Here is a 23,079-nt window from a genome sequence, read left to right as displayed (position 1 = left end):
AGAGTGGAGACCGCCGCATGCACGCTTTCGACAACAACCGTCGCCGCTGGATGCGGCAGGCCGGCGCGCTGGCCGTGGGTGCGGGCGCAGCGTCCGCAAGTTTGCCGCTGAGCGCCCTGGCCGCCGATGCGCCCAAGAAGGGCACGCGGTTGATCCTGCTGGGCACGGCAGGCGGGCCGACGCCGAAGAAGAATCGCTCGGCGCCGGCGCAGGTGATCGTCATCAACGGCGTGTCGTACGTGGTCGATTGCGGCAACGGTGTCGCACGCCAATACGTGACGGCAGGCCTCAGGCTCAAGGACATCCGCCACGTCTTCATCACGCATCAGCACTCCGATCACAACGCCGATTACGGCACGCTGATGCTGCTGGCATGGGCCACCGATCTGACGGGCCCTGTCGACGCCTGGGGCCCGCCCCCGCTGGCCGCGATGACGACCAAGTTCCTTGAGCTGTACGACTACGACATCCGCACCCGCATTGCCGACGAAGGCCGCCCACCGCTGGCGCCGATGATCCATCCACACGAAATCAGCGAAGGCGGGCTGGTCATGCAGGACGCCAACGTGAAGGTGACGAGCACGCTGGTCAAGCACCCGCCGGTGTCGCCGGCATTTGCGTTTCGCTTCGATTCGGCAGACCGCTCCATCGTCATCTCCGGCGATACGGCGCCGAGTGAGAACCTCGTGCGGCTGGCGTACGGTGCCGATGTGCTCGTCCATGAGGTGATGCACCTGCCGTCGCTGGACAAGCTGCTGTCTACCGAGCCCAACGCCAAGACGCTGCGCGAGCATCTGCTGGCGAGCCACACCTCCACCGAAGAGGTCGGCCGCATTGCCACCGAGGCCAAGGTGAAGACGCTGGTGCTGTCGCACTTCGTGCCCGGCGGCTATCCGTTCCTGGAAGATTCAGTCTGGCTGGATGCTGTGCGCCCGCACTTCAAGGGCGAGATCATCGTCGGGCACGATCTGCAGGAAATTTAAGGACGGCCGCTGGTCGCTTCGCTGCAATCGCGGTAGAGCTGATTACGGCTGCCAGACAGGGTCTCGTCGGCGAGGAAGCCGGTGGGGCCCTTCGTCCACCACACATACTGGCCCGACGCGTAGCGCGCACCGGAAGCGGCCATCACGTTGGCAAACACGAGCGTCTTGCCGTTCAGTGTCATGGCGGCCAGCGGCGTATCGCCCACCGTCATGTATTTCACGAGGAGCGTCTTGCCGCCTTCGCACGTGTAGCGCACGTCGTGCGGGTCCTTGATCGGCAACGCAGAATACGCACGCGCCTGATCGATCGCCTTGTTGAGCCCGGCCTTGGCAAAGTCGAGCGCGGTGTTCAGATCGTCGGACGACATACCCGGCACCGGCGACTGCTGCGCGGTGGCGATACCGCTGAATACGCCAGCGCCAAGCGCCAGCCCGAACATCACTGCGGTTGCAAAACGACGCATGGATCCGTCTCCAGGAAATGGTCAGCGCAAGCCGGTTAGTCTGCCGCGTCGCTGTCAGGTTCTGTGGGCTTGAGCACGAATGCAGTCGGCTCCACGCGCTGTGGCAGCTCCTCTGACAGCGCACGCGCGGCCTCGGCAAAGCACTGCACTAGGCCATCGGCCAGCGATGACGGCGCGTGATGCTCGGCACGCATGGCGCGCACGTCAAATGTCTGCGCCGGCTCCAGCGCGAACAGCGCGATGCGCTCCATGCTGCCGGTGGCGGCTGTGAACTGATCGAGCATCGTCACGCCGAGCGACTCCTCCACCAGCGAACGAGCCAACGAATACGTCTGCACTTCCAGCGTCGACTGCGGCGCCAGCCCGCCGCGCGCCAGCGTCTGCCCGACCAGCGAGCCGAGCGAGATCTGGTCTTCCAGTCCGATGAAAGGCTTTTCGGCAACGAGCTTGTGCAGCGCACGGCCATCGGTCTTGCCGCCCACCCAGGCGCGCGGCGCGGCCAGCAGGATGCGGCCCTGCGCGACCGGCGTGGTGCTGATGGCCGGATGCACGGGCGGTGCAAAGGCAAACCCGACGTCGATGTCCTGCGAGAGCAAGCCCTGCACGATCTCAGCCGTGTGATGCGTGAACACGCGTACCAGCGTATCGGGATGGCGCTGCGAGAAACGCCGCACGGCGGGCGCGAGGATGCTGGGCGCCAGGCTGGGCGTCGCGGCCACTCGCAAGCGCCCCGCACCCTTGTGACGCAGATTGGCCGACACGCGCCGCACGCGCTCGACCTCCTGATACAGCCGCTCGACTTCGCTGAACAGTTCGAACGCCTCGGCGGTGGGCTGCAGGCGCCCCTTGGTGCGGTCGAACAGGCGGAAGCCGAGCTGCAGCTCGGTGTGCTGAAGCACGCGCGTCACCACGGGTTGCGACACGTTCAGCATGCGCGCGGCCTCGCTGACGGTCCCGACCAGCATCACGGCGCGGAAGACTTCAATCTGGCGCAGACGCATGGCCGCAGGTCCTCACAATCCGAATAGGGAAGCGCCGATTGTGACATCCAGCGCTGGTCTTCGGCTAGGCGGGCGCCGGTGTGGCGGAAACGCCCTCCGCTTCCAGCGCATCCAGAAACACGCGCACCTTGCGCGGCACCAGCTTGCGGGCGGGCATCAGCGCGTAGACGCGCAGCGCAGTCAGCTCGAAATCGGGCAGCACGCGTACGAGCCGCCCGGCCGCGACTTCCGTATCGCCCACGGAGCGGGCCATGCGCGCCACGCCCAGGCCACGCACGGCGGCGCGGGCGCGCATTTCGGCATTCAAGGTCTGCAGGCGTGGCTGGATCGGAACTTCGATTGGCTCGACCGCGGGCTGGCCGACGGGGCGGAAGGCCCAGCTTGCATCGTCGGGACCGGACAGGCACGGCCAGCCGGCAAGGTCGACGGGCGTCTTGAGCGGCGGGCGTTCCGCCAGCAAGGTCGGCGACGCATACAGGCCGCGCGGGATCAGCACCACGCGGCGCGCCACAAGCGACGAATCCGGCAGCATCTGGTCGACCATCACGAAGACGATGTCGTAGCCGCTGGCCAGCAGGTCGGGCTGCTCCCACGAGATGTGCACCTGGATTTGCAGATGCGGATACTTCTCAAGCGTGCGGCACACGGGTTCAGTCAGGTGCTGCGCACCGACTTCGTACGGCGCGGCGATGCGCAGCGTGCCGGCCACGGTTTCGCTGGCTGCGGTGGTGTCGGCGTGCACTTCGCGCAGGCGCTCGAACAACGGCGCGATGTCGTCGTAGAACTGCGAGCCCGCGTCGGTCAGCCGCAACTGGCGTGTGGTGCGCGTCATGAGGCGCACGCCCAGCGCGGCTTCCAGCCGTGATACGGCGGCGCTGGTCGTCGATTTGGGGATGCCCAGCGCCTCGGCGGCGGCGGTGAAGCTGCCGGCCTCCACCACGCGGCAGAAGGTTTCCCAGTCGTTCCACTCCATTGTTCGCATGACTGGACAGTGTTCCTAGAGTTGGCCGTTTATCCGGCTGGCGGGCAAGTTTATGCTCGGGCACATGTCGCTGCAAATCCTCAAACCCGCGTCTCTGCGGGCGTTTCCCCACTTTTCTTCGGCGCGCGTCCACGCTTTTGGGCTGGCGATGGGCCTCTCCACAGGCCTCGATTTTGTCTCTTCGCAGATGTTCGCCGTGGCGGGCCAGCACATCCAGGGCGGTGTGCATGCGAGCCCCGAGGCGTATCTGTACGCCGTCACAGCGTATGCCGTGGCGGCCGTGGTCGCCAACCTTGCCATCGGCCGCATTGCCGCACACGTGGGCTACCGGATGTATTCGCTGGTGGGCATCGTGCTGTTCGCCATCGGCTGCGTGGTGTGCGCCGAGTCCAACAGTATCGGCGAACTGGTCATCGGGCGGACCATCCAGGGCTTGGGCGCGGGCGGCCTGTTTTCGGCGTCGCGCATTCTGGTGCAGCTCACGGCCGAGCCCGACGAGCGCACTCCTCCGATGCTGATGTTCAGCGTCGGCCTGTTCGGACTGACCACCCTTGCGCCATGGATCTGCGCCGAGGTGCTGGAGTACAGCGAATGGCGCGTGATCTTCTGGATCGAACTGGCGCTGGCCGGCGTGGCATGGGTGGCGGTGTTCTTCCTGCCGCCTGAGCACCATCAGCCGCGCACACGCGCCGCGCGCCGCCCCGATGAAGCGCCGCCCGAAGACAGCCAGTGGGATTGGGTTGGCGTGGGTGCCATGGCCATCGGCGCGCTGTCGGTTTTGATGGGCCTGTCGGAACTGCGCTACAGCCGGCTGACGGCCTCGCCCTTGATTCCGCTGTTGTTGCTGGGCGGTGCGGCTTCGCTGCTGCTGGCCATCCACCGCCTGCGCACGCACCCCGACCCGTGGCTCGACCTCTCGCGCCTGAACGGTCGCCGCTACCTGTGGGGCATCGGTTTCTACGGCATCTATTACCTGATGAGCGGGTACTGGTCGTACCTGTTTCCGGCGGTATCGCAGGGCGGCCTTGGCTTTACGTTCCGCACAACCACGCTGTTTCTGATGATCAGCGGGGCAGTGTCAACGGTGGTGGCCGTCGTCATGACGATTTGGTTGCCATTCTTCTTCCGCAAGCGCCGCTTCATTGCCATCGGGTTTGCCGTGTATGCGGCAGCGGCGCTGCTGCTGGCGACAAGCCTGATGCCGGGCGCGCCGGACTATGCGTTCTTCCCTGTGTCGGTCCTGGAAGGCATCACGCCGGGCGCGGTGATGATCCAGGTCGCGATGATGACCTACCTCGATCTCGACCGCGAAGACTTCGCGCACGGCTATCAGATGAAGAACATCGCGCGCCAGTTTGCGACCGCGGTGGGTACGGGCTTGGCCGCGGTATCACTGCAGACGCAGCAGGCGGAATCGCGCTCGCTGATCGTGGCGCATGTCACGCGCTTCACGGCAGACCTGCAATCCGCCAACCCGCTCACGCCGGAGCGCCTGGCGAGCCTGTCCGCCGAGATTGATCGGCAAGCCACGCTGCTGGCCGGTACGCAGCTCTTCAGCTGGTTTGCGGTGGCGTGCGGCGTGTTTGCCGTGCTGGTGTTGGTGCAGCGGTCGTTGCGCTGAGCGTGCGCATCACGACTTCTGTACCGCGTATCTCCCCGGCCCTGTCGCGGCCAGCAGGAACAGCCCGCCCATGATGCTCAGGTTCTTGTAGAACTGGATCTTGTTGGCAGCTTCCATGGCGCCTTGCATATCCCAGTAGGAATGGGCGATGAACGACGTGCCGAGCACGAATAGCGCCATCAGAATGGCCAGCGGCCGCGTCCACAGGCCGATGAGCAAGGCGATGCCCACGCCAAACTCCATGACGACGGCAACCGCAGCAGCGACCGTCGGCATGGGCGCACCTGTGCTCGTCATGTAGCCGACGGTGCCCTGAAAGCCTGTCAGCTTGCCCCAACCGGACATCACGAACAGCACCATCATCAGGATGCGGGCGAGCAGGATCAATTCGTCGCGCCAGCGTTGAATGAATGCGTCCATCGCGGCCTCCGGAGCCAGTTGTGGTGGCTCCAGTCTAGGCGCTGGAATTGCCAAGTGTGGTTTCGAGCGCATCGAGTACCGCCTGAATCACACCGTGCCGCACATGCTCTTTTCGCTCGATCATGCCGACGGTGCGCACGGGCGTCTGCGGCGGCATGGGCAGGACGCGCAGGGCCGGATCGCTCTCCCAGCTCGCGCGGCGAAGGCGCGGCACCAGCGTGACCCCCACCTGCTGACGCACCAGCTCGACAATCGCCTCGATTGAATTGACCTCGATGAACTCGTTGACCGCCATGTGTGTCTTGCGCAGGGCGCGGTCGATGAGCGCGCCGGTGCGCACCGCGCGGTCGAAACGCAAAAACGGATGGGTGCGCAGGACTTCCTCTGCGCGGCCGCGCGTATGGCGGCCCGCCACCACCACCAGCGGCTCGGTATAGAGCGGATGCCACGCAAGGTTGGCAGGCAGGCGCTCCAGATGTTCGACCACCAGCGCGCCATCCAGCTCGCCGGCTTCCACCTGCTCCGCCAGTTCACCCGATTTGCCGGTGATGAGCTTGACGTCCAGCCCCTTGTGCACCTGCTTGAGCCCCGCCACCGCATGTGCCAGCGACCCCATCACCGAGACCACCGCGCCAATCGCCACGGCGCCGGACAACTCCGTCTGCGGTTCGTCGCCGATGCGCATGGCGTCGTACAGGCCCAGCAGGTGTTCGGCTTGGGGCAGCAGCGCTCGGCCATGGGCGTTCAGCGTGACAGTGCGCCCCGACCGGTCGAACAGATCGCGGCGCAGTTCGGTTTCGAGCGCACGCATCTGCAGGCTCACCGCGGCCTGCGTCAGCGCAACGCGCTCGGCGGCGGCGGCAAACGAGCCATGGCGTGCCACGGCAACAAAGGTGCGGAGGAAGCGAACGGTACTCACAGCAAGGCGCGGCAAACTCTCAAGTTTTTCTTAAGCTGCATCCAATGAATTTTAACTTTATTAAATCCAGCGCACCGCAAATAATCATTCGTCAAACATTCCCGCTTGAGCACCATGTCCTCCCACCGCTTCGATTGGCAAAACCCGTATCCCACCGTTCGCATTCCGCTGTTTGCGCGCAACGTTGTCTCCACGTCCCACCCGCTGGCCGCGCAAGCCGGACTGCGCATGCTGCTCGCGGGCGGTAGCGCCGTGGACGCGGCCATCGCAGCGGCGGCCATGCTCACCGTGGTCGAGCCCGTCTCGTGCGGCCTCGGCAGCGATGCATTCGCCATCTTGTGGGACGGCAAGGCGCTGCACGGCCTGAACGCCTCCGGCACCGCGCCGCAAGCCTGGAACCTCGACTACTTCCGCAACAAGTACGGCGAAGACGCCAACGGCAACCCCAAGCGCCCCACGCGCGGCTGGGATGCGGTAACCGTGCCGGGCGCAGTCTCCGCCTGGGCCGCATTGCACGAGCGCTTCGGCAAGCTGCCGTTTGCCGATGTGCTGGAACCTGCCGCCGAGATTGCCGAGCGCGGCCACACCATCGCGCCCATCGTTGCGCACAAGTGGGCAGCGGCCATTCCCGAGCTGCACAACCAGCCGGGCTACGCGCAGGCCTTCATGCCGCACGGCCGCGCGCCGGAAGTGGGCGAGAAGTTCAAGCTGCCTGATGCCGCTGCCACGCTGCGCCGCCTCGGCCAGACCAACGGCCGCGATTTCTACGAAGGCGAACTCGCTGAACGTATTGCCGCGTACTCGCGCGAATGCGGCGGCGGCATGACCGCACAAGACCTGCGCGACTACCGGCCCGAGTGGGTCAAGCCCATCACCAAGCGCTATCGCGGCTACGACCTGCACGAGATTCCGCCGAATGGCCAGGGCATCGCCGCGCTCATCGCGCTGGGCATTCTCGACCGCTTCGACCTCGGCGCCCTGCCCGTCGACTCGGCTGATTCGCAGCATCTGCAGATTGAAGCGATGAAGCTGGCGTTTGCCGATCTGTACAAATACGTGGCCGATCCGCGCTCGATGGAAGTCACGCCCGAGCAGATGCTCGACGACGCGTACCTCGATGCACGCGCCAAGCTCATCGACATGGGCCGCGCGCAGATGCCAACCTTCGGCATGCCGCGCGCCGGCGGCACGGTGTACCTGACCGCCGCCGATGAGAACGGCATGATGGTCTCGTTCATCCAGTCCAACTACATGGGCTTCGGCTCGGGCGTGGTGGTGCCAGGCACGGGCATCAGCCTGCAGAACCGCGGCTTCGGATTCTCGATGGATGCGCGCTCGGCCAACGTGGTGGAAGGCGGCAAGCGGCCGTTCCACACCATCATCCCGGCGTTCTTGACCAAGGATGGCCAGCCGCAGATGAGCTTTGGCGTGATGGGCGGCGACATGCAGCCTCAGGGCCACCTGCAGACGCTTGTGCGCATGCTCGATTACAAGCAGCAGCCGCAGGCCGCATGCGATGCACCGCGCTGGAAGGTCAACCGTGATTTCACGCTGGACGTGGAAGGGACGATGAACGCCAAGACCGTCGCTGCGCTGGAAGCGCGCGGGCACAAGCTTGAATCGGTGGCCGATCCGTACATGGATTTCGGCTCCGGCCAGTTCATCTGGCGCCTGTCGGACGACGCCGACCACGGTTACGTGGCGGCCAGCGACAGCCGCCGAGACGGCCACGCAGTGGGCTTCTAAAGAAGGCCCGCCGCACCAGCGCGCTGACCTGTCGGACCGGGCGGGCAACGCGCTGCAGTCTCTATAAAAACGATCCCGGCCGGCACCAAAGGAACCCTCATCATGACCGCCCCTTCTGCGGCAGGCTCTGCTGCACCCGCTCGTCCTGCACCAACGAGTACAGCGCACGCGCGCCGCATCGTCATTTCGTCGTCGATCGGCAATGCGCTGGAGTGGTACGACTTTCTCGTCTACGGCTTCTTCGCGTCCATCATCGGCAAGCTCTTCTTTCCGGCCGATGACGAATGGGTCTCGCTGCTGTTTGCGGTGGGCAGCTTTGGCGTGTCGTTCATCACGCGGCCGGTGGGCGCGATCGTGCTCGGCATGTATGCCGACAAGAAGGGGCGCAAGGCGGCACTCACGCTGTCGATCCTGCTGATGATTGTCGGCACGCTGGTGATTGCCGTGATGCCGAGCTACCAGCAGATTGGCATCGTGGCGCCCGTCACCATCCTGCTTGCACGTCTGGTCCAGGGCTTTGCGGTGGGTGGGGAATTCGGCAGCGCGACGGCCTTCATGGTGGAGCACAGCACGCGCGGGCGCGGGTACTACGCAAGCTGGCAGTTCGCCAGCCAGGGCATTGCCACCATTCTTGCGGCTGGGCTGGGGGCGCTGCTCACGGCATCGCTTACGCAAGCGGACCTGGAGGGCTGGGGCTGGCGGCTGCCGTTCATCTTTGGTCTGCTGGTCGGCCCAGTGGGTTTCTACATCCGCCGCCATCTGGACGAGACGCCCGAGTTCGTTGCCGAGCAGAAGAAGACGACGGTCGACCCGCAAGCTTCCTTCAAAGCGCAGTGGATCAACTTGCTGCTTGCGGTGGGCGTGGTGGCGCAATCGACTGTGTCGGTGTACGTGCTGCAGCTCTACATGCCCACGTACGCCGTCAAGCAGTTGCACCTGCCGGCGGCGCAGTCGTTCGCGGTGGTCGTGCTCAATGGCGGGCTGCAGTTCCTGCTCTCGCCGGTGATGGGCGCGCTGTCGGATCGCATTGGCCGCATCCGCATCATGCTCACCACGTCGGTGCTGATGATGCTGCTGATCTATCCGATGTTTGCGCTGTTGCGCGTATATCCGACCATCGGCGCGCTGCTGGCCCTGCAAGCCGTGTCGGGCATCTTCAAGGCCGCATATTCGGGCCCGATGCCGGCGCTGATGTCGGAGATCTTTCCCACGCGCGTGCGCTCGACCGGCCTGTCGCTCGGCTACAGCCTGGGCGTGACGCTGTTCGGCGGGTTCGCGCCGTTTATCGTCACGTGGCTGATCCATACCACCGGCGATACGCTGGCGCCGAGCTACTACGTGCTGACCGCGGCTGCGGTGAGCGGCATCTCGCTGACGATGATCGCGCTGCGTCGTCGCAGGCAAGCGCACGCTGGCTGAGCATTTACGCTTTCTTTACGCGGCGTCACGCCCCTTTTTCACGCTTTTTACGAGCGAATCGATACGGTGTCGTCATGTTCAACGACATGGCGACGCAGGCCGTCGCCACCTCATCATGGCGCGATCGATGCTCCTGTCTTCGCTGGTTCCGCAGTTGCTGCCACCCTCGCCGGCGGCGATGCCTCGCGCGGTTGCCATGCCGGCAAGCCGACACGTGTGCCTGCGCGTGACGGTGCCCGGCGATGCGCCGCACGCGATTCGCCGGCAGTTGCACGCGCTGCTCGGCGACACGCTTGGGCTGTACATCGTCCGGCATGACGCTCGCCGCAAGGCAATCACCGTTGATTTGGAACTGGCCCATGCAGATGTGGATGCGGTAATCGGCGCGCTGCTGCGTGGCTTGCCCTGTGCCATGCTGGGCAGAATTACGCCGCTGTGCATGTCGCACAAACGCGCGATCGCGTCGCTGCACTGAGGCGCGCCATGTTCTCGGGAATCTGGATTCCGCTGGTCACACCGTTTCATCGCGATCGCGTCGACACCACCGCGCTGCGCCGATTGGTGTGCCATTACCAAAGCGCCGGTGTGTCGGGTTTCGTTGCACTCGGCACGACAGGCGAAGCCGCGCTGCTCTCGCAAATCGAGCGCTATACCGTGCTGGAAGCCATCGCCGACGCTTGTGGCGATCGCACGCCCTTTCTGATAGGCGTGGGCGCGGCGGACACGGGCGAAGTCTGCGCGCAAATCCGACACTACGAGCGTTGGAACAGCGCGGGCTACCTGGTGCCACCGCCTTACTACGTCTGCCCGTCGCAGGCGGGATTGCGCTGGCATTACGCACAAGTCGCCGACAGCACGACCCGCCCGCTGGTGCTCTACAACGTGCCCAAGCGCACGGGCGTCTCGATCGCGCCGCAGACCGCGCTGGTGCTGGCAGAGCAGCCCAACATCGTCGCCATCAAGGAATGTGTGGCCGAGCATTTCGGCGCGTTGCAAGGCGGGCCGCTGGATGTGCTGAGCGGGGATGACAGCGCGCTGCTCGAATGCCTGGCACATGGCGGCACGGGAGGCATCCTGGCCGGCGCGCATCTGCGGCCTGAGCTATTCGTGGCACTCGTTGCGCACCATCGCGCGGGTCGCATCGACGAAGCCCGGCGGTTGGCCGACGCCCTCGCGCCGTTGGCGGCGCTGCTGTTTGCGGAGCCAAACCCGGCGCCGGTCAAGGCGTTGTTGTCTGCGCAGGGAAGCATTGGCGCAGATACGCGCGCGCCGATTCTGCCGGTGTCAGAATCGCTGCACCGGCGCCTGATGACAGCGATGCACACATTGGAAAACTTCGAAGCAGATTGCCCGCTGCGACTGGCCTAGATACCGAGAAGGCCGATCAGGCGCCCTTGTACCAGGCCGCGTTGAACGGCGCGCCATGGCGCATGTAACGCGTACCGCGATGATGACGACGTGCGTTGGCGGATGCCGGCGCGTCGTTGTCTTCCAGCGTCTCGCGTTCGGCGACCGTGCGCGCGCGCGGCGGCGGCACTTGCGAGTACACGCGTTGCTCCATCCGGTCACGCGCTGCCGCAACGCGGTCGGGCGATGCGGGTTGCGTAGCCGCTTCCGTGGGTGCAGATGCGGCGGTCGGCGCCGGCGTCGCTGCGTTGGCAGGCCCGGCGGCCATGGCAACGCTCATCGCATCGCCGGCCTGCGCGGCCGTCGGCGTGCGGCTGGCGAGGCTCTTCACCCAGGGCGCGTGGTACATCCCGACGTAAATCGCCCCCGTCACAGCAATCAACGCGGCTGCAACGCTGCTGAATGCGCCGCCGACTACGGCACCCGACACGCGCTCCCACCGCGGCTTGCGCTCTGCGGCGGCCTGCTCCACATCCGACACCTCGGTCGGGTCAACATGGGTGGCAGCCAGATGCGACGGCTCCGTGGCGTCTGGCGGTTGAGCAGTGATCGAAGCAGGCAAGCGCATGGTGAGAACTCGAGATCATGGATCGGCAGCGTCGTCTTCTGCCGAACGTTATTCGGAAACCGCCGCATGTCACCTGTGTGACAGCCGGACGGAGGATGAGCAGCCTTGGTTAGCAAGTTTCCTGCCGGGGATGGTGCGGTGCCACAAATTGCCGCCAAGCCTTGTCAATCCTGGCCCCGGCTTTTCGCACAGACGATTCGGCAGCGCGGCGGCATGCCCGTACATACGCACAGCAGGTAGACTTTGCAAAGTTTACCGGGTGTGACGCCCGGACCGACCCTGCCCTACTAGCCTTACAGGCCTATCAAGGAGAACACCGTGCGTTGGGATGACATGCGCGAAAGCAATAACGTCGAGGATGAGCGCGCGTCTTCGGGCGGCGGCTTCGGTGGCGGCGGCATGCGGCTGGGCATCGGCGGCATCGCGATCGTGGCCGTTGTGGGCTTGCTGATGGGCAAGAACCCGCTGGAAATCCTCAGCATGGTGATGCAGGTGTCGCAGAACGCGCCGACGCAATCCGCGCCGCACAGCCCTGCCCGGCCCGCCGGAGAAACCGACAACGACCGCAGCAAACAATTGGTCTCGCATGTGTTGGGCGACACCGAAGACACCTGGACGCAACTGTTCAAGCAAGCCGGCCGTGCGTATCAGCCGCCCAAGCTCGTGCTGTTCCGCCAGGGCATCCGCTCAGGCTGCGGCGACGCCACTTCGGCCGTCGGTCCGTTCTATTGCCCGGCCGACACCAAGGTCTACCTCGACCTCGGCTTCTTCGACGAGTTGCGCCGCAAGTTTGGCGCCCCGGGCGACTTTGCCGCCGCGTACGTCGTCGCGCACGAGGTGGGGCACCACGTGCAAAACCTGCTGGGCGTGTCGGAGAAGGTCAGCCGCGCGCAGGCCGGCAAATCGCAGGCTGGGGCGAATGCGCTGTCGGTCAAGCTGGAGCTGCAGGCCGATTGCCTTGCCGGCGTGTGGGGCCACTTTGCGCAGCAACGCGGTCTGCTCGAGCGCGGCGATCTGGAGCAAGCGCTCACTGCCGCGCACGCCATCGGCGACGACACGCTGCAGCGCAACGCGGGCCGCAGCGTCACGCCCGATGCCTTCACGCACGGCACGTCAGAGCAGCGCATGCACTGGTTCCGCCAGGGCTTCGATGGCGGCGACCTTCGCCAGTGCGATACCTTCCGCTCCGGAGCGAATGCCTGATCGCCGATCAGCGCCCACCCGAGCAATCCAGCAGCGCGCCCGTCACGTATGACGCCGCATCGGAGAGCAGCCAGACGATGGTCTCGGCCACTTCCTGCGGCGTGCCGGGCCGGCCGACGGGCGTGGCGCCGCCCAGGCGCTGCGCGCGATCGGGCTGGCCGCCTGAGGCGTGGATATCGGTCTCGATCAAGCCGGGGCGCACGGCATTGACGCGCACGCCATCGCGCCCGAGTTCACGCGCCAGCCCCAGCGTCATGGTGTCGACGGCACCCTTTGAGGCGGCGTAGTCGACATACTCGTGCGGTGACCCCAGTCGCGAGGCCGCCGACGACACGTTCACCACCGAACCGCCCACGCCGCCGCGCGACGTCGACAGCCGCCGCGCCGCCTCGCGTGCTACCAGAAAGGCACCCAGCACATTCGTCTCGAACATCGTGCGCAGCCGGTGCGTGGTCATGTCGGCCACATCCTGAGCCTCGGCCACGATACCGGCGTTGTTGACCACGCCATGCAGCGCGCCAAAGCGCCCCGCCGCTGCCTCGAATAGCGCAATCACGTCTTCATCGCTCGACACGTCGCCCTGCACCGCCAGCGCATGGCCGCCGGCCTGTTCGATCAGCCCCACCGTCTCTTCCGCTGCCTGCCGGTTGCCGCGATATTGCAGCGCGACAGACCAGCCGCGTTGCGCACACAGCACCGCCGTGGCGCGACCGATACCCCGGCTCCCGCCGGTAATGACGATGGTCTTGGACATGCCGATCTCCCGATGTGTTGTTGTGTGCGCAATTGTGCCGAGATGCCGAGTTTTTGGCATGGAGGGACTTGTCCGAATCCGGCGAACCCATGCGACCCGACAGGGCTAGACTAGCCGCCAGGTTCCCCGATCACCACCATGCATCTCGACCACAACGCCTGCTACCACGCCGTGCAATCGCGCGACCGTCGCTTTGACGGCTGGTTCTTCGTCGGTGTGACATCCACCGGCGTATATTGCCGCCCCGTTTGCGCGGTTCGCACGCCGCTGGAAAAGAACTGCCGCTTCTTCACCACGGCAGCCGCTGCGGAGCGCGCGGGCTTTCGGCCGTGCCTGCGCTGCCGGCCGGAACTGGCGCCGGGGCACAGCTTGGCCGAGATGTCGTCGAGCCTCGCGCGCGCCGCCGCCCGCATGATCGACGAAGGCTTTCTGCAAGAGCACGACCTTGCCGCGCTGGCTGCAGCCGTGGGCGTGACCGACCGCCACTTGCGCCGCATCTTCCGCGCCGAGTTCGACGTCTCACCGATCGAGTACGCGCAAACGCAGCGCCTGCTGCTTGCCAAACAGCTGCTGACCGATACCGCCATGCCCGTCGGCGATGTCGCCTTTGCGGCCGGCTTCGGGAGCGTGCGCAGGCTGAACAGCGGCTTTACCGAGCACTACGGCTTTGCGCCCACGCGCCTGCGCTCGCGCACGACGGCACCGCGCGCCGAAGACGGCCCCACGCTCATGCTGGGCTACCGTCCGCCGTTTGCGTGGCAGGCATTGCTCGAATTCTTGCGGGCACGAGCGGTCGACGGCGTCGAAGTGGTCGACGCCGACAGCTACGCACGCACGATTACCGTCGACTACGCTGGCGCGCGGCACATCGGCTGGCTTCACGCGCGCAATGTGCCGCAACGCCACGCGGTGGCGCTCACGCTGTCGCCCAGCCTGCTGCATGCCATGCCGCCCGTGCTGGCCCGCGCGCGGCGGCTGTTCGACCTCGATTGCCGGCCCGATCTGGTGGACGCGCACCTCGGCACGCTTGCTGCGGAAACGCCTGGCCTGCGCGTGCCGGGCGCTGTCGACGGCTTCGAGATTGCCGTGCGCGCCATCGCCGGGCAGGTCATTTCGCTGGCGCAGGCGCGACGCATTCTCGGGCGCATGAGTGCCACGTATGGCATGCCGTTGCCGCAATCGCGCGAAGGGTTGTCGATGGCGTTTCCGAGCGCTGCCGCACTGGCAAACATTGATGCGCAAGCGTTGGCCGCGCAGACGGGTCTGCAAGCCAGCCGCGCCACCGCCGTCGTAGAACTCGCCCGCGCCATCGACGGTGGGGGCCTGCGGCTCGAACCGCTGGTGCCGCTCGCCCCCACGCTGGCTGCCTTGCAAGCGCTGCCCGGTGTCGGCGAATGGACAGCGCAATACGTCGCCATGCGCGCACTGGGCTGGCCGAACGCGTTTCCGCTGGGCGATTACGTCCTGCGCAAGCGCCTCGCCAACGGAGACGGCGCACTGCCCACGCGCCGGGCCATGGTCGAGCGCGCCGAACCGTGGGCGCCGTGGCGCGCGTATGCGGCCATGCATCTCTGGCACCGCGAGGATGCGCTCACCCCGCTTGTATCGAGTTGACGAACTGACGAATCGACCGCCATGTACCGCCACACCTTTGCCTGCCCGCTCGGCGATCTGTTGTTGACCGCCACCGACACCCACCTGACCGGCGCGTTCTTTCCCGGCCAGAAGACGATTCCGCTGAATGCCGCGCGCATGTCGCCGGGCGCGGACATCCCGGTCATCCGCGAGGCACAGGCGCAGTTCACTGCCTACTTTGCCGGGAAGCTCCACGACTTCGATCTGCCGATGGCCCCCGAGGGCACACCGTTTCAGCAAGACGTCTGGCGCCTGCTGTGCGACATCGCGTTCGGGGGCCGTACCACCTACGGCCAGATCACAGCGCGCCTGGGGCTCACGCGCGAACATGCGCGCGCGGTGGGCACCGCCGTGGGGCGTAACCCGATATCCATCGCCATCCCGTGCCACCGCGTGGTCGGCGCGGATGGGGCGCTCACAGGCTATGCCGGCGGCTTGCCACGCAAGGCCGCGCTGCTGCGGCTCGAAGGTCATCCCGCGCGGGTTGGCGAACGCCTGCCCATGGCCGACGATCGCCAAGGCACGCTAGCACTTCTACCTGCATAAAACGCAAATCGCGCGGACAATGCGCGCACACCGCCCCACAACGATAACGAGCCCCCTTCATGCGCCGCTCCGATGTGCTTGAACTTCTCACGCTGGCTGCCCTATGGGGCGGCTCCTTCCTGTTCATGCGCGTGGCAGCGCCGCCTTTCGGGCCCGTTGCGCTCATTGCGCTGCGCGTGGCGATTGCCTCGTGCTTCCTCGTCCCGATACTGACCTTGCGCGGCGGCATGGGGGCGCTGCGCGCGCATTGGCCGCATCTGCTGGCCGTGGGCGTGCTGAACTCGGCCATCCCGTTCTGTCTGTTCGCCTATGCCGAACTCACCCTCACGGCGGGCTTCACCTCGGTGCTCAATGCGGCGGCCCCGTTGTTTGCGGCCATCGTCGCGTTCACATGGCTGGGCGAGCGGATGTCGTCGCTGCGCGTGCTTGGATTGGCGATCGGCTTCATCGGCGTCATCGTGCTGGTGGGCGGGTCGTCTGTCATCGACGCAAAACAAGGCGGCATGGCGGTAGCCGCAGCGCTGTCGGCCACCGTGCTGTACGGCGTGGCCAGCAGCTACACCAAGCGCTTCCTGACCGGCGTGCCGCCCTTGGCCGTGGCGACCGGCAGCCAATTGGCCGCCGCCATCGTGCTCGCACCGCTGGCCTATTGGCTGTGGCCCGCGCACACGCCCACCGGCAGCGTGTGGCTGCATGTCATAGCCTTGGGCATCGCATGCACGGGCGTCGCCTACATCCTCTTCTTCCGCCTTGTCGCGCACGTGGGGCCGACGCGCGCAGTGTCGGTCACCTTTTTGATTCCGGTGTTTGGCGTGCTGTGGGGCATCCTGTTCCTGGGCGAGCAGCTGACGCTCAACATGGTGATCGGCTGCGCGGTGATCCTGCTCGGCACGTCGCTGTCGACCGGCGTGTTCGCACCAGGGAAAAAGGCTCCTGCAAGTGCGGCGGCCGCAGGAAAGGATCAGGATTCGCTTTTGCGTTCCGGCCGCTGAGTAGCCGCGTTGATCGTGCCCCGGGTGGCCGGGGCACTGCCCGGATCGATCAAAACCCGCTTGAAGCCGGCGCTTAAATTCGTATTTGAATCCGTGAGCAATGCGGTTATGTCACCTCCGGCCGCACATTGCGAAGGACTTTTCCGCCAATTCGTGCAGCGCGGCAAAGTGCTGGCACTGTCGCGATAAATCGCCGATTTGTAATGAATACCTTGCCACCTCGGTGCCTCTGAAATTTATTCAATGGCGCCAGCATTGGCTCTCTGGCTAGATTTAAAAAATCTGCAAAACTGAAGTAGACGCCTGAAACATCGACCAACGCGCACTCGATCTTAACAATCCGATAATCCGATTTGAGAAACTTGCATCATCGAAATCGGATTTCCGTACGCGTTGCGCAGATTTTCTTTGTTATGCTCGCCCTCGGTCGATGAGGGGCGTGCAAGGGAATGGCATATTTGCTGCAAAGCAGCCGAATTCCCAATTGCCGGCGGGTTATCCGCTGCACAGCCGACTAAGCACGCTCCATCAAATACGTTGGATACGCGCATGCTGGACGTCTACCTGAATAAGCACCTGATCGGTCAGCTATCGTGCGGCCGCAGCGGTTGGGCGTTCGAATACGATTCTCGCTGGCAGACTTCGTCGCAGGGCTTTGATCTGAGCCCCCACCTGCCGCGCACCGCCGGCAATATCGCCGACACGGCAAAAGCCCAGCCGGTGCGCCACTTCTTTGAATACCTGCTGCCCGAACCGGCACGCAACACGCCCAAGGCAGCTGCCGCGGCACTGGAACATCTGGCGCAAGCGGCGCCGCATCTGGATGGCCCGCTGGCCCTGGTGCCCATCGGCCTCAAGCCATGCAGCGGCCGCGCCGACGGGCTGTCCGAACGCGATCTCGTGCTGCAGTTCCAGCAAACCATCGGACGCCCGCCCCGCAGCACGCCACTGCGCGTGGCTGAACCTCGCGCGCGCTACGGCACCGATGCTGCCGTGACGTCCGAAGAAATCAGCCTGCCCTTCCTGGCTTCGAATGGCCTGCCGGTGTCGATGTGGCTCGGGCGGTTTTCTGCGCCGGCCAATGCCGCGCAGTCGAGCCACTTCGTGCGGCTGGATCTGGGCGAAGGCGCGCACTTGCCGTACGCCACCATCAACCACTGCTGGGCGACGCTATTGGGCCGCAGCATCGGGCTGGACACACCGTTCATCGGTCTGCGCCAGTTTCCCGAAACGGCCGCCGTGGTACAGCGCCTTGATCGCACCCTGCGCTGCAAGAGCGACGATACGGCGCTGGTGCAGGCACGCTATGTCGTCTCGGCGGTGCAACTGCTGGGGCTCTCACCCCAACACCGCTTTCTGCCGATCACTGTCGAGCAGGTCGCGCAATGCGCGAGCCTGTGCGCGGATCAGGCTTCCGCCACGGCCGCGCTGTTCCGCTGGATGGTGTTCTGCCTGCTGATCGGCGGACGCAATGCATCGGCCGGCACACTGCATTTCCACATCGGTGCGGACGGCATCCGCCTTGCGGCGCACGATCACCTCTTCTGCGCGGCGGTTTACGCCAACGAATGGAATGCCGATGAACTGTCGCCGGACGCACAAGCCCGCTATGAGGCCATCGACCAGGACGCGCTGCTCGCCCTGGCCGATCACCTCGGCTACGACGCCAGCCAGGCGCGCCGCGAGTTGCTGCGGCTGATCAGTATGCTGGCGCCGCAGTCCTCATTCGTGGCGACGCATCTGTCACAGGCGCTCGGGCATTCGCCGACACGCGCGGCGGAGATCGATTTCCTCGCGCGCATTCACCGGCATGTGTCCGAGACGGCACGGCGACTGGGCGGCAAGACCGCCGAAGTCTGAAACTCAAGCGCGAGGCTGGCGCCGCCAACAAACTTAGAGCGCGGCCAGGCTGACCGTGCCATAGCGGGCGTAGCCGTGCGCGGCCAGCGTATCCATGGCCTCAGCCTCGGCGCGGGCAAATGTCAGTGCGAGCGTATCGGGGCTTCCTGCCCCGCTGGCGAAGGCCTGGTAGGCCGCGAACGCCTCGCGCGGCGACACACCACTGCGTTCAAGCACCCGCTGCGCGGCTTCCAGCGCCGCACGAATCGCCGTCTCCCCGGGCGGGGCATCGCGAAACGCTAGCTGTAGACAAGACGTCGTCGGATTCATCCGCGTTTCGATGTTCGATTCACTGGAACAGCACACCTGACCCAGTCTAGGAAAGCGCCTACCGAGTGCCAAGCGTGGCGCTTGCCCTTGAGCGTGTTTCCACCCAACGCGAATGATCGACTTGGGGATGCCCCCGGGTGCACATGCCATGAATCGCGTTGCATAATCGAATCGATTGACGAAGCAACGACTTTGTCGGCGCCACCATAACGACAGGAGACATCCATGATCAAGCCCCCCATCCGGTTGAAACGTACTGCGCTCGCTTTGCTGCTGGCCAGTGCAGCCCTGCCCACGTTCGCGCAGATTCCGTTCAGCCCTGGCGGCGCGCCATCCGCAACTGCGCAACCTGCGGCGGCCACGGCCGGCGGGATCGACGTGGCGCAGATCAAACCGGCGGTGGACGCGGCGGTCAATGCCGAATACGGTCAGCTCGACCTGCTCTACAAAGACATCCACGCGCATCCGGAACTGGCGTTCCAGGAAACACGCACCGCGGCCACGCTGGCAGCGCAGATGCGCAAGATCGGCTTTGACGTGACGGAGCACGTGGGCAAGACCGGCGTGGTGGCGGTCTATCGCAATGGCGCCGGCCCGACGATCCTGGTGCGCACCGAACTCGACGCGCTGCCGATGGAAGAGAAAACCGGCCTGCCCTACGCCAGCCACGTCCACACGAAATGGCGCGGCGAAGACGTGGGCGTGGCGCATAGCTGCGGGCACGACGTGCACATGGCGTCGTGGGTCGGCACCGCCAAGACGCTGGTGTCGCTCAAGGACCGCTGGCACGGCACGCTGGTGTTCGTCGCGCAACCTGCCGAGGAAACCGTGACGGGCGCGCAGAGCATGATCGACGACGGCTTCTTCAAGCGCTTTCCCAAGCCCGACTATGCGTTTGCGCTGCATACGGGCCCGGGGCCGTACGGTTCGATCGTCTTCAACAGCGGTCCGATCACGTCCAACTCCGACGGGCTGGAGATTACGTTCAAAGGCCGCGGCGGCCATGGCTCCGCGCCCGACAAGACCATCGACCCGGTGATGATGGCGGCGCGCTTCGTGGTCGATCTGCAAAGCGTGATCAGCCGAGAGAAAGATCCGCAGGAATTTGGCGTGGTGAGCATCGGCGCCATCCAGGGCGGCAGCGCCGAGAACATCATCCCCGACAGCGTTCTGCTGCGCGGCACGATCCGTTCATACAAGCCGGCGGTGCGCCAGAAGATGCTCGATGGCATCCGCCGCACGGCCAAGGCCGTCACCGAGATGTCGGGTGCGCCGGACGCCGACATCAAGATCACCGAGGGCGGCAAGGCGGTCAACAACGACCCGACCGTGGTCGCTCGCACCGAGGCGATGTTCAAGACCGCCTTTGGCAACGACCGCGTACTGCGCGTGCCGCCCATCACGGCCAGCGAAGATTTCTCGGCGTTTGTTGACGCAGGCATCCCGTCGATGTTCTTCTTCATCGGCGTGAATGATCCGCAGACGTTCTTTGCCTCGCTCAAGCCGGGGGCCAAGCCGCTGCCGACCAATCATTCACCGCTGTTCGCGCCCGTGCCGGAACCGTCCATCAAGACGGGTGTGACGGCAATGTCGCTGGCGGTGCTCAATGCGCTGCAATGGAACAAGGCGTCGGGCCAGTAAGCCGGCGTTAATGCGGGCGCGGCCGGCCCTGCTGGCTGGACGGCCGCGCTTTTGACTTTTCAGGAGGGGATTCCATGTTCAACCGTTTCATCCGCGCCGGCGCCCTGCTGCTGTGCGCCTGCGCCGCGGCACCCGCCCTGGCGCAAACCACGCAAGCCACCAACCGTCTCGACGAGATCATCGCGCGTGGCACCTTGCGCGTCGGCACCACCGGCGACTACAAGCCCTTCACCTACAAGAACCCCGCCGATGGCCACTTTATCGGCCTGGACGTCGAGATGGGCGAGCGCCTGGCCAAGGCACTCGGCGTGAAGCTGGAAATCGTGCCGACCACGTGGTCGACGCTGATGCAGGACTTTGCCGCTGACCGCTACGACATCGCCATGAGCGGTGTGTCGGTCACGCTGGAGCGGCAAAAGAAGGCGTTCTATTCGATCCCGTATCAGCGCGATGGCAAGACGCCGATCACGCGTTGCGAGAACCAGGCGAAATACCAGACGCTGGCGCAGATCGACCAGCCGAATGTGCGCGCGGTGGTCAACCCGGGCGGCACCAACGAGAAATTCGCGCGCGAGCATCTGAAGCAGGCGCAGATTCGCGTGTATCCGGACAACGTGACGATCTTCAACGAGATCGTCGCTGGCCGCGCAGACCTGATGATGACCGACGCGGTCGAAACCAAGCTGCAGCAGAAGCTGCACCCGGAGCTGTGCGCCGTGCACCCGGAAGCGCCGTTCGATTTCTCCGAGAAGGCTTACCTGCTGCCGCGCGACGTGGTGTTCAAGAACTTCGTCGACCAGTGGCTGCGGCAGACCACCGAAAGCGGTGAGTTCGCCAAGCGCTTTGATGCGTGGCTGGCGTATCCGTGGAATGCGCCGGCCAAGTAAGCGGTTAGGCAGGGCTAGGCCGCCGCGGCGCGCCTAGCTGCAGGAAGCCGAGATGATGCCGTGAAAGTGCGCGCCTTGCAGCGTCGTGCGCCGCTCAAGCGAAAGCGGCCGGCAAGCTTAGTGGAGGCTGGCCGGATCGCCGTGTTGCAGGGCCAGCGCGTCGCGCAGCAGTGCGTCGGTCATGTCGCGGCCCAGAAGTGCGGGGTCGAAGCGCGCGGAGAAACGCGTCGAGCAGGACTCCACCTGCAACACCACCTGGCCCGGCGGCAGCAGTTCGATGTCGACGTGGATGACCTCGTCGTCTTCGGTAAAGGAATGCAGCAGCGTGAGCGCTCGGTAGCCGTCGGCGCGTTCCACGGCGGTTTCCGTCCAGGACGGCGCCAGCAGCGCGCAGTTCACCAGCGTTTCGGGCTCGTCAGGGCGATACAGGTGCAGGCCCATCATGGTCGAAGCGGCGTCGGCCACGCCGGACCATTCGGCTGCGGGAATGAGGTCGCCCAGCAGGCGGATGTCGTCGACGGCGGCGTCGGTCTGCACAAAGGCGGCGCCCAGGAAAAACGCGGTCTCATCGCGGAAACCACCCGCCACGGTGTTGCGCCACAGGCGGTGGCTGCTCTTGCTGCCAAGCGCCACTTGCGACAGCACCTTGGCCGCACGCGCACCGTCTGCGCCCGACCACTGGTCTACCGCGCCATGCGAGAACAGGCGATCGGCCATCACAAGGCCCACGCCTTTGGGCAGCACGCGCTCTTCCAGCCAGTTGGCCAGGACATGCACACCGCTGAACGGCATGTCCGGACGCCCGATCGCATGTGCGCGCACGCGGCCGTTTTCCGGCACGTGGAACGGCATGGCAAACAGCCTCGCCTGATAAGCGACGCCGTCAATCTCAAAACGGGCGATGGAAGCGGTGGTGATGGACATGATGACCTTCCTGCTGCAAGGGGCGGAAAACGCCGCCCGTACCTGCATCAACGACCATCCACGCCGAATGTTTAGCCGCCACTTGGGGGGCTGGGGGGAGGGAAATCCCCCTGTCTGTAATGCGCCGCAACAATCGGGGCGCATCCAGACAGGAATTTTTTGCCGCGCCAGCCGTCACACCTTCGCATTAAGGGTTATCCCGCATCACACATTTGCATGTCAATTCAATGACTTATGTGCAGATTGCGGTGCTTGAAGGTCCACAATTGTTCTTCTTTTTTGAACAAAGAGTTTAATAGAACTGCTTTTTTACCCTTCGAGCAACGACTAAGCTTATGCCATCGCGTTACCGCACTGCAGCGAAACTGCCCTGCGGCAATGCTCACCCCCCTGTAGTGGAGTCCATCATGAAGACCAAGAACCTGATTCTCGCCTCGCTGATCGCTGTTGCCGCTGTTCCCGCCTTCGCTGCCGGCGTGCAACGCCAAGACCCGTACACCAACGGCCAAGCCGTGACCAAGGCTGATCCGTATACCGACGGCGCCCGCAAGGCTGACGTCTACACCGACGGCGCTGTGCGCAAGGCTGACCCGTACACCGATGGCGCGCTGCGCAAGGCCGATCCGTACACCGACGGCGCCCTGGTCGGCAAGGCTGACCCGTTCAGCGACGGTCAATAAGTCGTCCATCCGCTGTCCGCATCACCCGTATCACTCTCCCTCCCCGATGCCAGGTGCCCCAGTAGGCACCGGCACCGGCTTAACGAGGCGGCCGTTTGGCCGCTTTTTTTTTGCCTAC

General features: G+C 65.3%; 23 protein-coding genes. 14 read left to right on the top strand and 9 right to left on the bottom strand.

Going from position 1 to position 23,079, the window contains the following annotated elements:
• Positions 1–17 precede the first annotated feature (17 nt).
• A complete protein-coding gene (locus BG83_RS0100880; RefSeq protein ID WP_024974946.1) occupies positions 18–983 on the top strand; it encodes an MBL fold metallo-hydrolase in 966 nt (321 codons plus the stop codon).
• Here BG83_RS0100880 and BG83_RS0100875 read toward each other — a convergent pair.
• The 3 genes from BG83_RS0100875 to BG83_RS0100865 all read right to left on the bottom strand — a co-directional run bounded on the left by BG83_RS0100875 (position 980) and on the right by BG83_RS0100865 (position 3,421).
• Positions 980–1,447, bottom strand: coding sequence for an MliC family protein (locus BG83_RS0100875; RefSeq protein ID WP_024974945.1), 468 nt, complete (start codon positions 1,445–1,447; stop codon positions 980–982). The two genes, BG83_RS0100880 and BG83_RS0100875, sit on opposite strands and share 4 nt — an antisense overlap.
• Before the next feature lie 35 nt (positions 1,448–1,482).
• The gene (locus BG83_RS0100870) at positions 1,483–2,448 is read right to left on the bottom strand and encodes a LysR family transcriptional regulator (protein WP_024974944.1); all 966 of its coding nucleotides are present in this window, start codon (positions 2,446–2,448) and stop codon (positions 1,483–1,485) included.
• 64 nt (positions 2,449–2,512) lie between these two features.
• A complete protein-coding gene (locus BG83_RS0100865; protein ID WP_024974943.1) occupies positions 2,513–3,421 on the bottom strand; it encodes a LysR family transcriptional regulator in 909 nt (302 codons plus the stop codon).
• A gap of 73 nt (positions 3,422–3,494) precedes the next feature.
• Between BG83_RS0100865 and BG83_RS0100860 the strand changes: the two genes are divergently transcribed.
• On the top strand, positions 3,495–5,051 hold the full coding sequence (locus BG83_RS0100860; protein WP_024974942.1) for an MFS transporter: 1,557 nt from the start codon (positions 3,495–3,497) through the stop codon (positions 5,049–5,051).
• 9 nt (positions 5,052–5,060) lie between these two features.
• On the opposite strand, the gene BG83_RS0100855 is transcribed toward BG83_RS0100860, so the two are convergent.
• Complete coding sequence (locus tag BG83_RS0100855) at positions 5,061–5,471, bottom strand: DoxX family protein (protein ID WP_024974941.1); 411 nt, start codon at positions 5,469–5,471, stop codon at positions 5,061–5,063.
• A 34-nt stretch (positions 5,472–5,505) separates the two neighbouring features.
• Complete coding sequence (locus BG83_RS0100850) at positions 5,506–6,390, bottom strand: LysR family transcriptional regulator (protein ID WP_024974940.1); 885 nt, start codon at positions 6,388–6,390, stop codon at positions 5,506–5,508.
• Positions 6,391–6,504: 114 nt separating this feature from the next.
• On the opposite strand from BG83_RS0100850, the gene BG83_RS0100845 reads away from it, so the two are divergent.
• From BG83_RS0100845 to dapA, 4 genes are all read left to right on the top strand, one after another.
• Positions 6,505–8,136 carry a gamma-glutamyltransferase family protein gene (locus tag BG83_RS0100845; RefSeq protein ID WP_024974939.1) on the top strand — a complete coding sequence of 544 codons (1,632 nt, stop codon included), beginning with the start codon at positions 6,505–6,507 and terminating at the stop codon, positions 8,134–8,136.
• Positions 8,137–8,238: 102 nt separating this feature from the next.
• Complete coding sequence (locus tag BG83_RS0100840; RefSeq protein ID WP_024974938.1) at positions 8,239–9,555, top strand: MFS transporter; 1,317 nt, start codon at positions 8,239–8,241, stop codon at positions 9,553–9,555.
• A gap of 127 nt (positions 9,556–9,682) precedes the next feature.
• Positions 9,683–10,030, top strand: coding sequence for a hypothetical protein (locus BG83_RS0100835; RefSeq protein WP_024974937.1), 348 nt, complete (start codon positions 9,683–9,685; stop codon positions 10,028–10,030).
• An 8-nt stretch (positions 10,031–10,038) separates the two neighbouring features.
• A complete protein-coding gene (gene dapA / locus BG83_RS0100830) occupies positions 10,039–10,923 on the top strand; it encodes a 4-hydroxy-tetrahydrodipicolinate synthase (protein ID WP_024974936.1) in 885 nt (294 codons plus the stop codon).
• 16 nt (positions 10,924–10,939) lie between these two features.
• Here the strand turns inward: dapA and BG83_RS0100825 are convergent, their stop codons facing one another.
• Complete coding sequence (locus BG83_RS0100825; RefSeq protein ID WP_024974935.1) at positions 10,940–11,530, bottom strand: hypothetical protein; 591 nt, start codon at positions 11,528–11,530, stop codon at positions 10,940–10,942.
• 318 nt (positions 11,531–11,848) lie between these two features.
• On the opposite strand from BG83_RS0100825, the gene BG83_RS0100820 reads away from it, so the two are divergent.
• Positions 11,849–12,733 carry a neutral zinc metallopeptidase gene (locus BG83_RS0100820; RefSeq protein WP_024974934.1) on the top strand — a complete coding sequence of 295 codons (885 nt, stop codon included), beginning with the start codon at positions 11,849–11,851 and terminating at the stop codon, positions 12,731–12,733.
• A 7-nt stretch (positions 12,734–12,740) separates the two neighbouring features.
• On the opposite strand, the gene BG83_RS0100815 is transcribed toward BG83_RS0100820, so the two are convergent.
• Positions 12,741–13,487 carry an SDR family oxidoreductase gene (locus tag BG83_RS0100815; RefSeq protein ID WP_024974933.1) on the bottom strand — a complete coding sequence of 249 codons (747 nt, stop codon included), beginning with the start codon at positions 13,485–13,487 and terminating at the stop codon, positions 12,741–12,743.
• 138 nt (positions 13,488–13,625) lie between these two features.
• Here BG83_RS0100815 and BG83_RS0100810 point away from each other — a divergent pair, with 138 nt between their 5' ends.
• The 4 genes from BG83_RS0100810 to BG83_RS0100795 all read left to right on the top strand — a co-directional run bounded on the left by BG83_RS0100810 (position 13,626) and on the right by BG83_RS0100795 (position 18,520).
• The gene (locus tag BG83_RS0100810) at positions 13,626–15,101 is read left to right on the top strand and encodes a DNA-3-methyladenine glycosylase 2 family protein (RefSeq protein ID WP_024974932.1); all 1,476 of its coding nucleotides are present in this window, start codon (positions 13,626–13,628) and stop codon (positions 15,099–15,101) included.
• Between the two features lie 21 nt (positions 15,102–15,122).
• Positions 15,123–15,668: a methylated-DNA--[protein]-cysteine S-methyltransferase gene (locus BG83_RS0100805; protein ID WP_024974931.1), complete on the top strand. Its 546-nt coding sequence runs from the start codon at positions 15,123–15,125 to the stop codon at positions 15,666–15,668.
• A 59-nt stretch (positions 15,669–15,727) separates the two neighbouring features.
• The gene (locus BG83_RS0100800; protein WP_024974930.1) at positions 15,728–16,660 is read left to right on the top strand and encodes a DMT family transporter; all 933 of its coding nucleotides are present in this window, start codon (positions 15,728–15,730) and stop codon (positions 16,658–16,660) included.
• Between the two features lie 549 nt (positions 16,661–17,209).
• Positions 17,210–18,520 (top strand): HipA N-terminal domain-containing protein, encoded by a 1,311-nt coding sequence (locus tag BG83_RS0100795; protein ID WP_024974929.1) that lies wholly within the window; start codon positions 17,210–17,212, stop codon positions 18,518–18,520.
• A gap of 33 nt (positions 18,521–18,553) precedes the next feature.
• On the opposite strand, the gene BG83_RS0100790 is transcribed toward BG83_RS0100795, so the two are convergent.
• Positions 18,554–18,829: a hypothetical protein gene (locus tag BG83_RS0100790; protein ID WP_024974928.1), complete on the bottom strand. Its 276-nt coding sequence runs from the start codon at positions 18,827–18,829 to the stop codon at positions 18,554–18,556.
• Positions 18,830–19,054: 225 nt separating this feature from the next.
• Between BG83_RS0100790 and BG83_RS0100785 the strand changes: the two genes are divergently transcribed.
• Both BG83_RS0100785 and BG83_RS0100780 read left to right on the top strand, forming a co-directional pair.
• The gene (locus tag BG83_RS0100785; RefSeq protein ID WP_024974927.1) at positions 19,055–20,470 is read left to right on the top strand and encodes a M20 family metallopeptidase; all 1,416 of its coding nucleotides are present in this window, start codon (positions 19,055–19,057) and stop codon (positions 20,468–20,470) included.
• Positions 20,471–20,544: 74 nt separating this feature from the next.
• Positions 20,545–21,357: a transporter substrate-binding domain-containing protein gene (locus tag BG83_RS0100780; protein WP_024974926.1), complete on the top strand. Its 813-nt coding sequence runs from the start codon at positions 20,545–20,547 to the stop codon at positions 21,355–21,357.
• Between the two features lie 117 nt (positions 21,358–21,474).
• On the opposite strand, the gene BG83_RS0100775 is transcribed toward BG83_RS0100780, so the two are convergent.
• The gene (locus tag BG83_RS0100775; RefSeq protein ID WP_024974925.1) at positions 21,475–22,281 is read right to left on the bottom strand and encodes a hypothetical protein; all 807 of its coding nucleotides are present in this window, start codon (positions 22,279–22,281) and stop codon (positions 21,475–21,477) included.
• Positions 22,282–22,688: 407 nt separating this feature from the next.
• On the opposite strand from BG83_RS0100775, the gene BG83_RS0100770 reads away from it, so the two are divergent.
• Positions 22,689–22,961, top strand: coding sequence for a hypothetical protein (locus BG83_RS0100770; protein WP_024974924.1), 273 nt, complete (start codon positions 22,689–22,691; stop codon positions 22,959–22,961).
• Positions 22,962–23,079: the final 118 nt, after the last annotated feature.

The organism is Ralstonia pickettii, from assembly GCF_000607165.1.
Classification (GTDB): Bacteria; Pseudomonadota; Gammaproteobacteria; order Burkholderiales; family Burkholderiaceae; genus Ralstonia; species Ralstonia holmesii.
The sequence above is the reverse complement of the archived record's forward strand: the minus strand, read 5'-3'. Positions and strand labels throughout refer to the sequence as shown.

Bases quoted from the DNA above. Each gene is read 5' to 3' on its own strand.
- BG83_RS0100880 (WP_024974946.1), top strand. From the start codon at position 18: ATGCACGCTTTCGACAACAACCGTCGCCGCTGGATGCGGCAGGCCGGC.
- BG83_RS0100875 (WP_024974945.1), bottom strand. From the start codon at position 1,447: ATGCGTCGTTTTGCAACCGCAGTGATGTTCGGGCTGGCGCTTGGCGCT.
- BG83_RS0100870 (WP_024974944.1), bottom strand. From the start codon at position 2,448: ATGCGTCTGCGCCAGATTGAAGTCTTCCGCGCCGTGATGCTGGTCGGG.
- BG83_RS0100865 (WP_024974943.1), bottom strand. From the start codon at position 3,421: ATGGAGTGGAACGACTGGGAAACCTTCTGCCGCGTGGTGGAGGCCGGC.
- BG83_RS0100860 (WP_024974942.1), top strand. From the start codon at position 3,495: ATGTCGCTGCAAATCCTCAAACCCGCGTCTCTGCGGGCGTTTCCCCAC.
- BG83_RS0100855 (WP_024974941.1), bottom strand. From the start codon at position 5,471: ATGGACGCATTCATTCAACGCTGGCGCGACGAATTGATCCTGCTCGCC.
- BG83_RS0100845 (WP_024974939.1), top strand. From the start codon at position 6,505: ATGTCCTCCCACCGCTTCGATTGGCAAAACCCGTATCCCACCGTTCGC.
- BG83_RS0100840 (WP_024974938.1), top strand. From the start codon at position 8,239: ATGACCGCCCCTTCTGCGGCAGGCTCTGCTGCACCCGCTCGTCCTGCA.
- BG83_RS0100835 (WP_024974937.1), top strand. From the start codon at position 9,683: ATGCTCCTGTCTTCGCTGGTTCCGCAGTTGCTGCCACCCTCGCCGGCG.
- dapA (WP_024974936.1), top strand. From the start codon at position 10,039: ATGTTCTCGGGAATCTGGATTCCGCTGGTCACACCGTTTCATCGCGAT.
- BG83_RS0100825 (WP_024974935.1), bottom strand. From the start codon at position 11,530: ATGCGCTTGCCTGCTTCGATCACTGCTCAACCGCCAGACGCCACGGAG.
- BG83_RS0100815 (WP_024974933.1), bottom strand. From the start codon at position 13,487: ATGTCCAAGACCATCGTCATTACCGGCGGGAGCCGGGGTATCGGTCGC.
- BG83_RS0100810 (WP_024974932.1), top strand. From the start codon at position 13,626: ATGCATCTCGACCACAACGCCTGCTACCACGCCGTGCAATCGCGCGAC.
- BG83_RS0100805 (WP_024974931.1), top strand. From the start codon at position 15,123: ATGTACCGCCACACCTTTGCCTGCCCGCTCGGCGATCTGTTGTTGACC.
- BG83_RS0100800 (WP_024974930.1), top strand. From the start codon at position 15,728: ATGCGCCGCTCCGATGTGCTTGAACTTCTCACGCTGGCTGCCCTATGG.
- BG83_RS0100795 (WP_024974929.1), top strand. From the start codon at position 17,210: ATGCTGGACGTCTACCTGAATAAGCACCTGATCGGTCAGCTATCGTGC.
- BG83_RS0100790 (WP_024974928.1), bottom strand. From the start codon at position 18,829: ATGAATCCGACGACGTCTTGTCTACAGCTAGCGTTTCGCGATGCCCCG.
- BG83_RS0100785 (WP_024974927.1), top strand. From the start codon at position 19,055: ATGATCAAGCCCCCCATCCGGTTGAAACGTACTGCGCTCGCTTTGCTG.
- BG83_RS0100780 (WP_024974926.1), top strand. From the start codon at position 20,545: ATGTTCAACCGTTTCATCCGCGCCGGCGCCCTGCTGCTGTGCGCCTGC.
- BG83_RS0100775 (WP_024974925.1), bottom strand. From the start codon at position 22,281: ATGTCCATCACCACCGCTTCCATCGCCCGTTTTGAGATTGACGGCGTC.
- BG83_RS0100770 (WP_024974924.1), top strand. From the start codon at position 22,689: ATGAAGACCAAGAACCTGATTCTCGCCTCGCTGATCGCTGTTGCCGCT.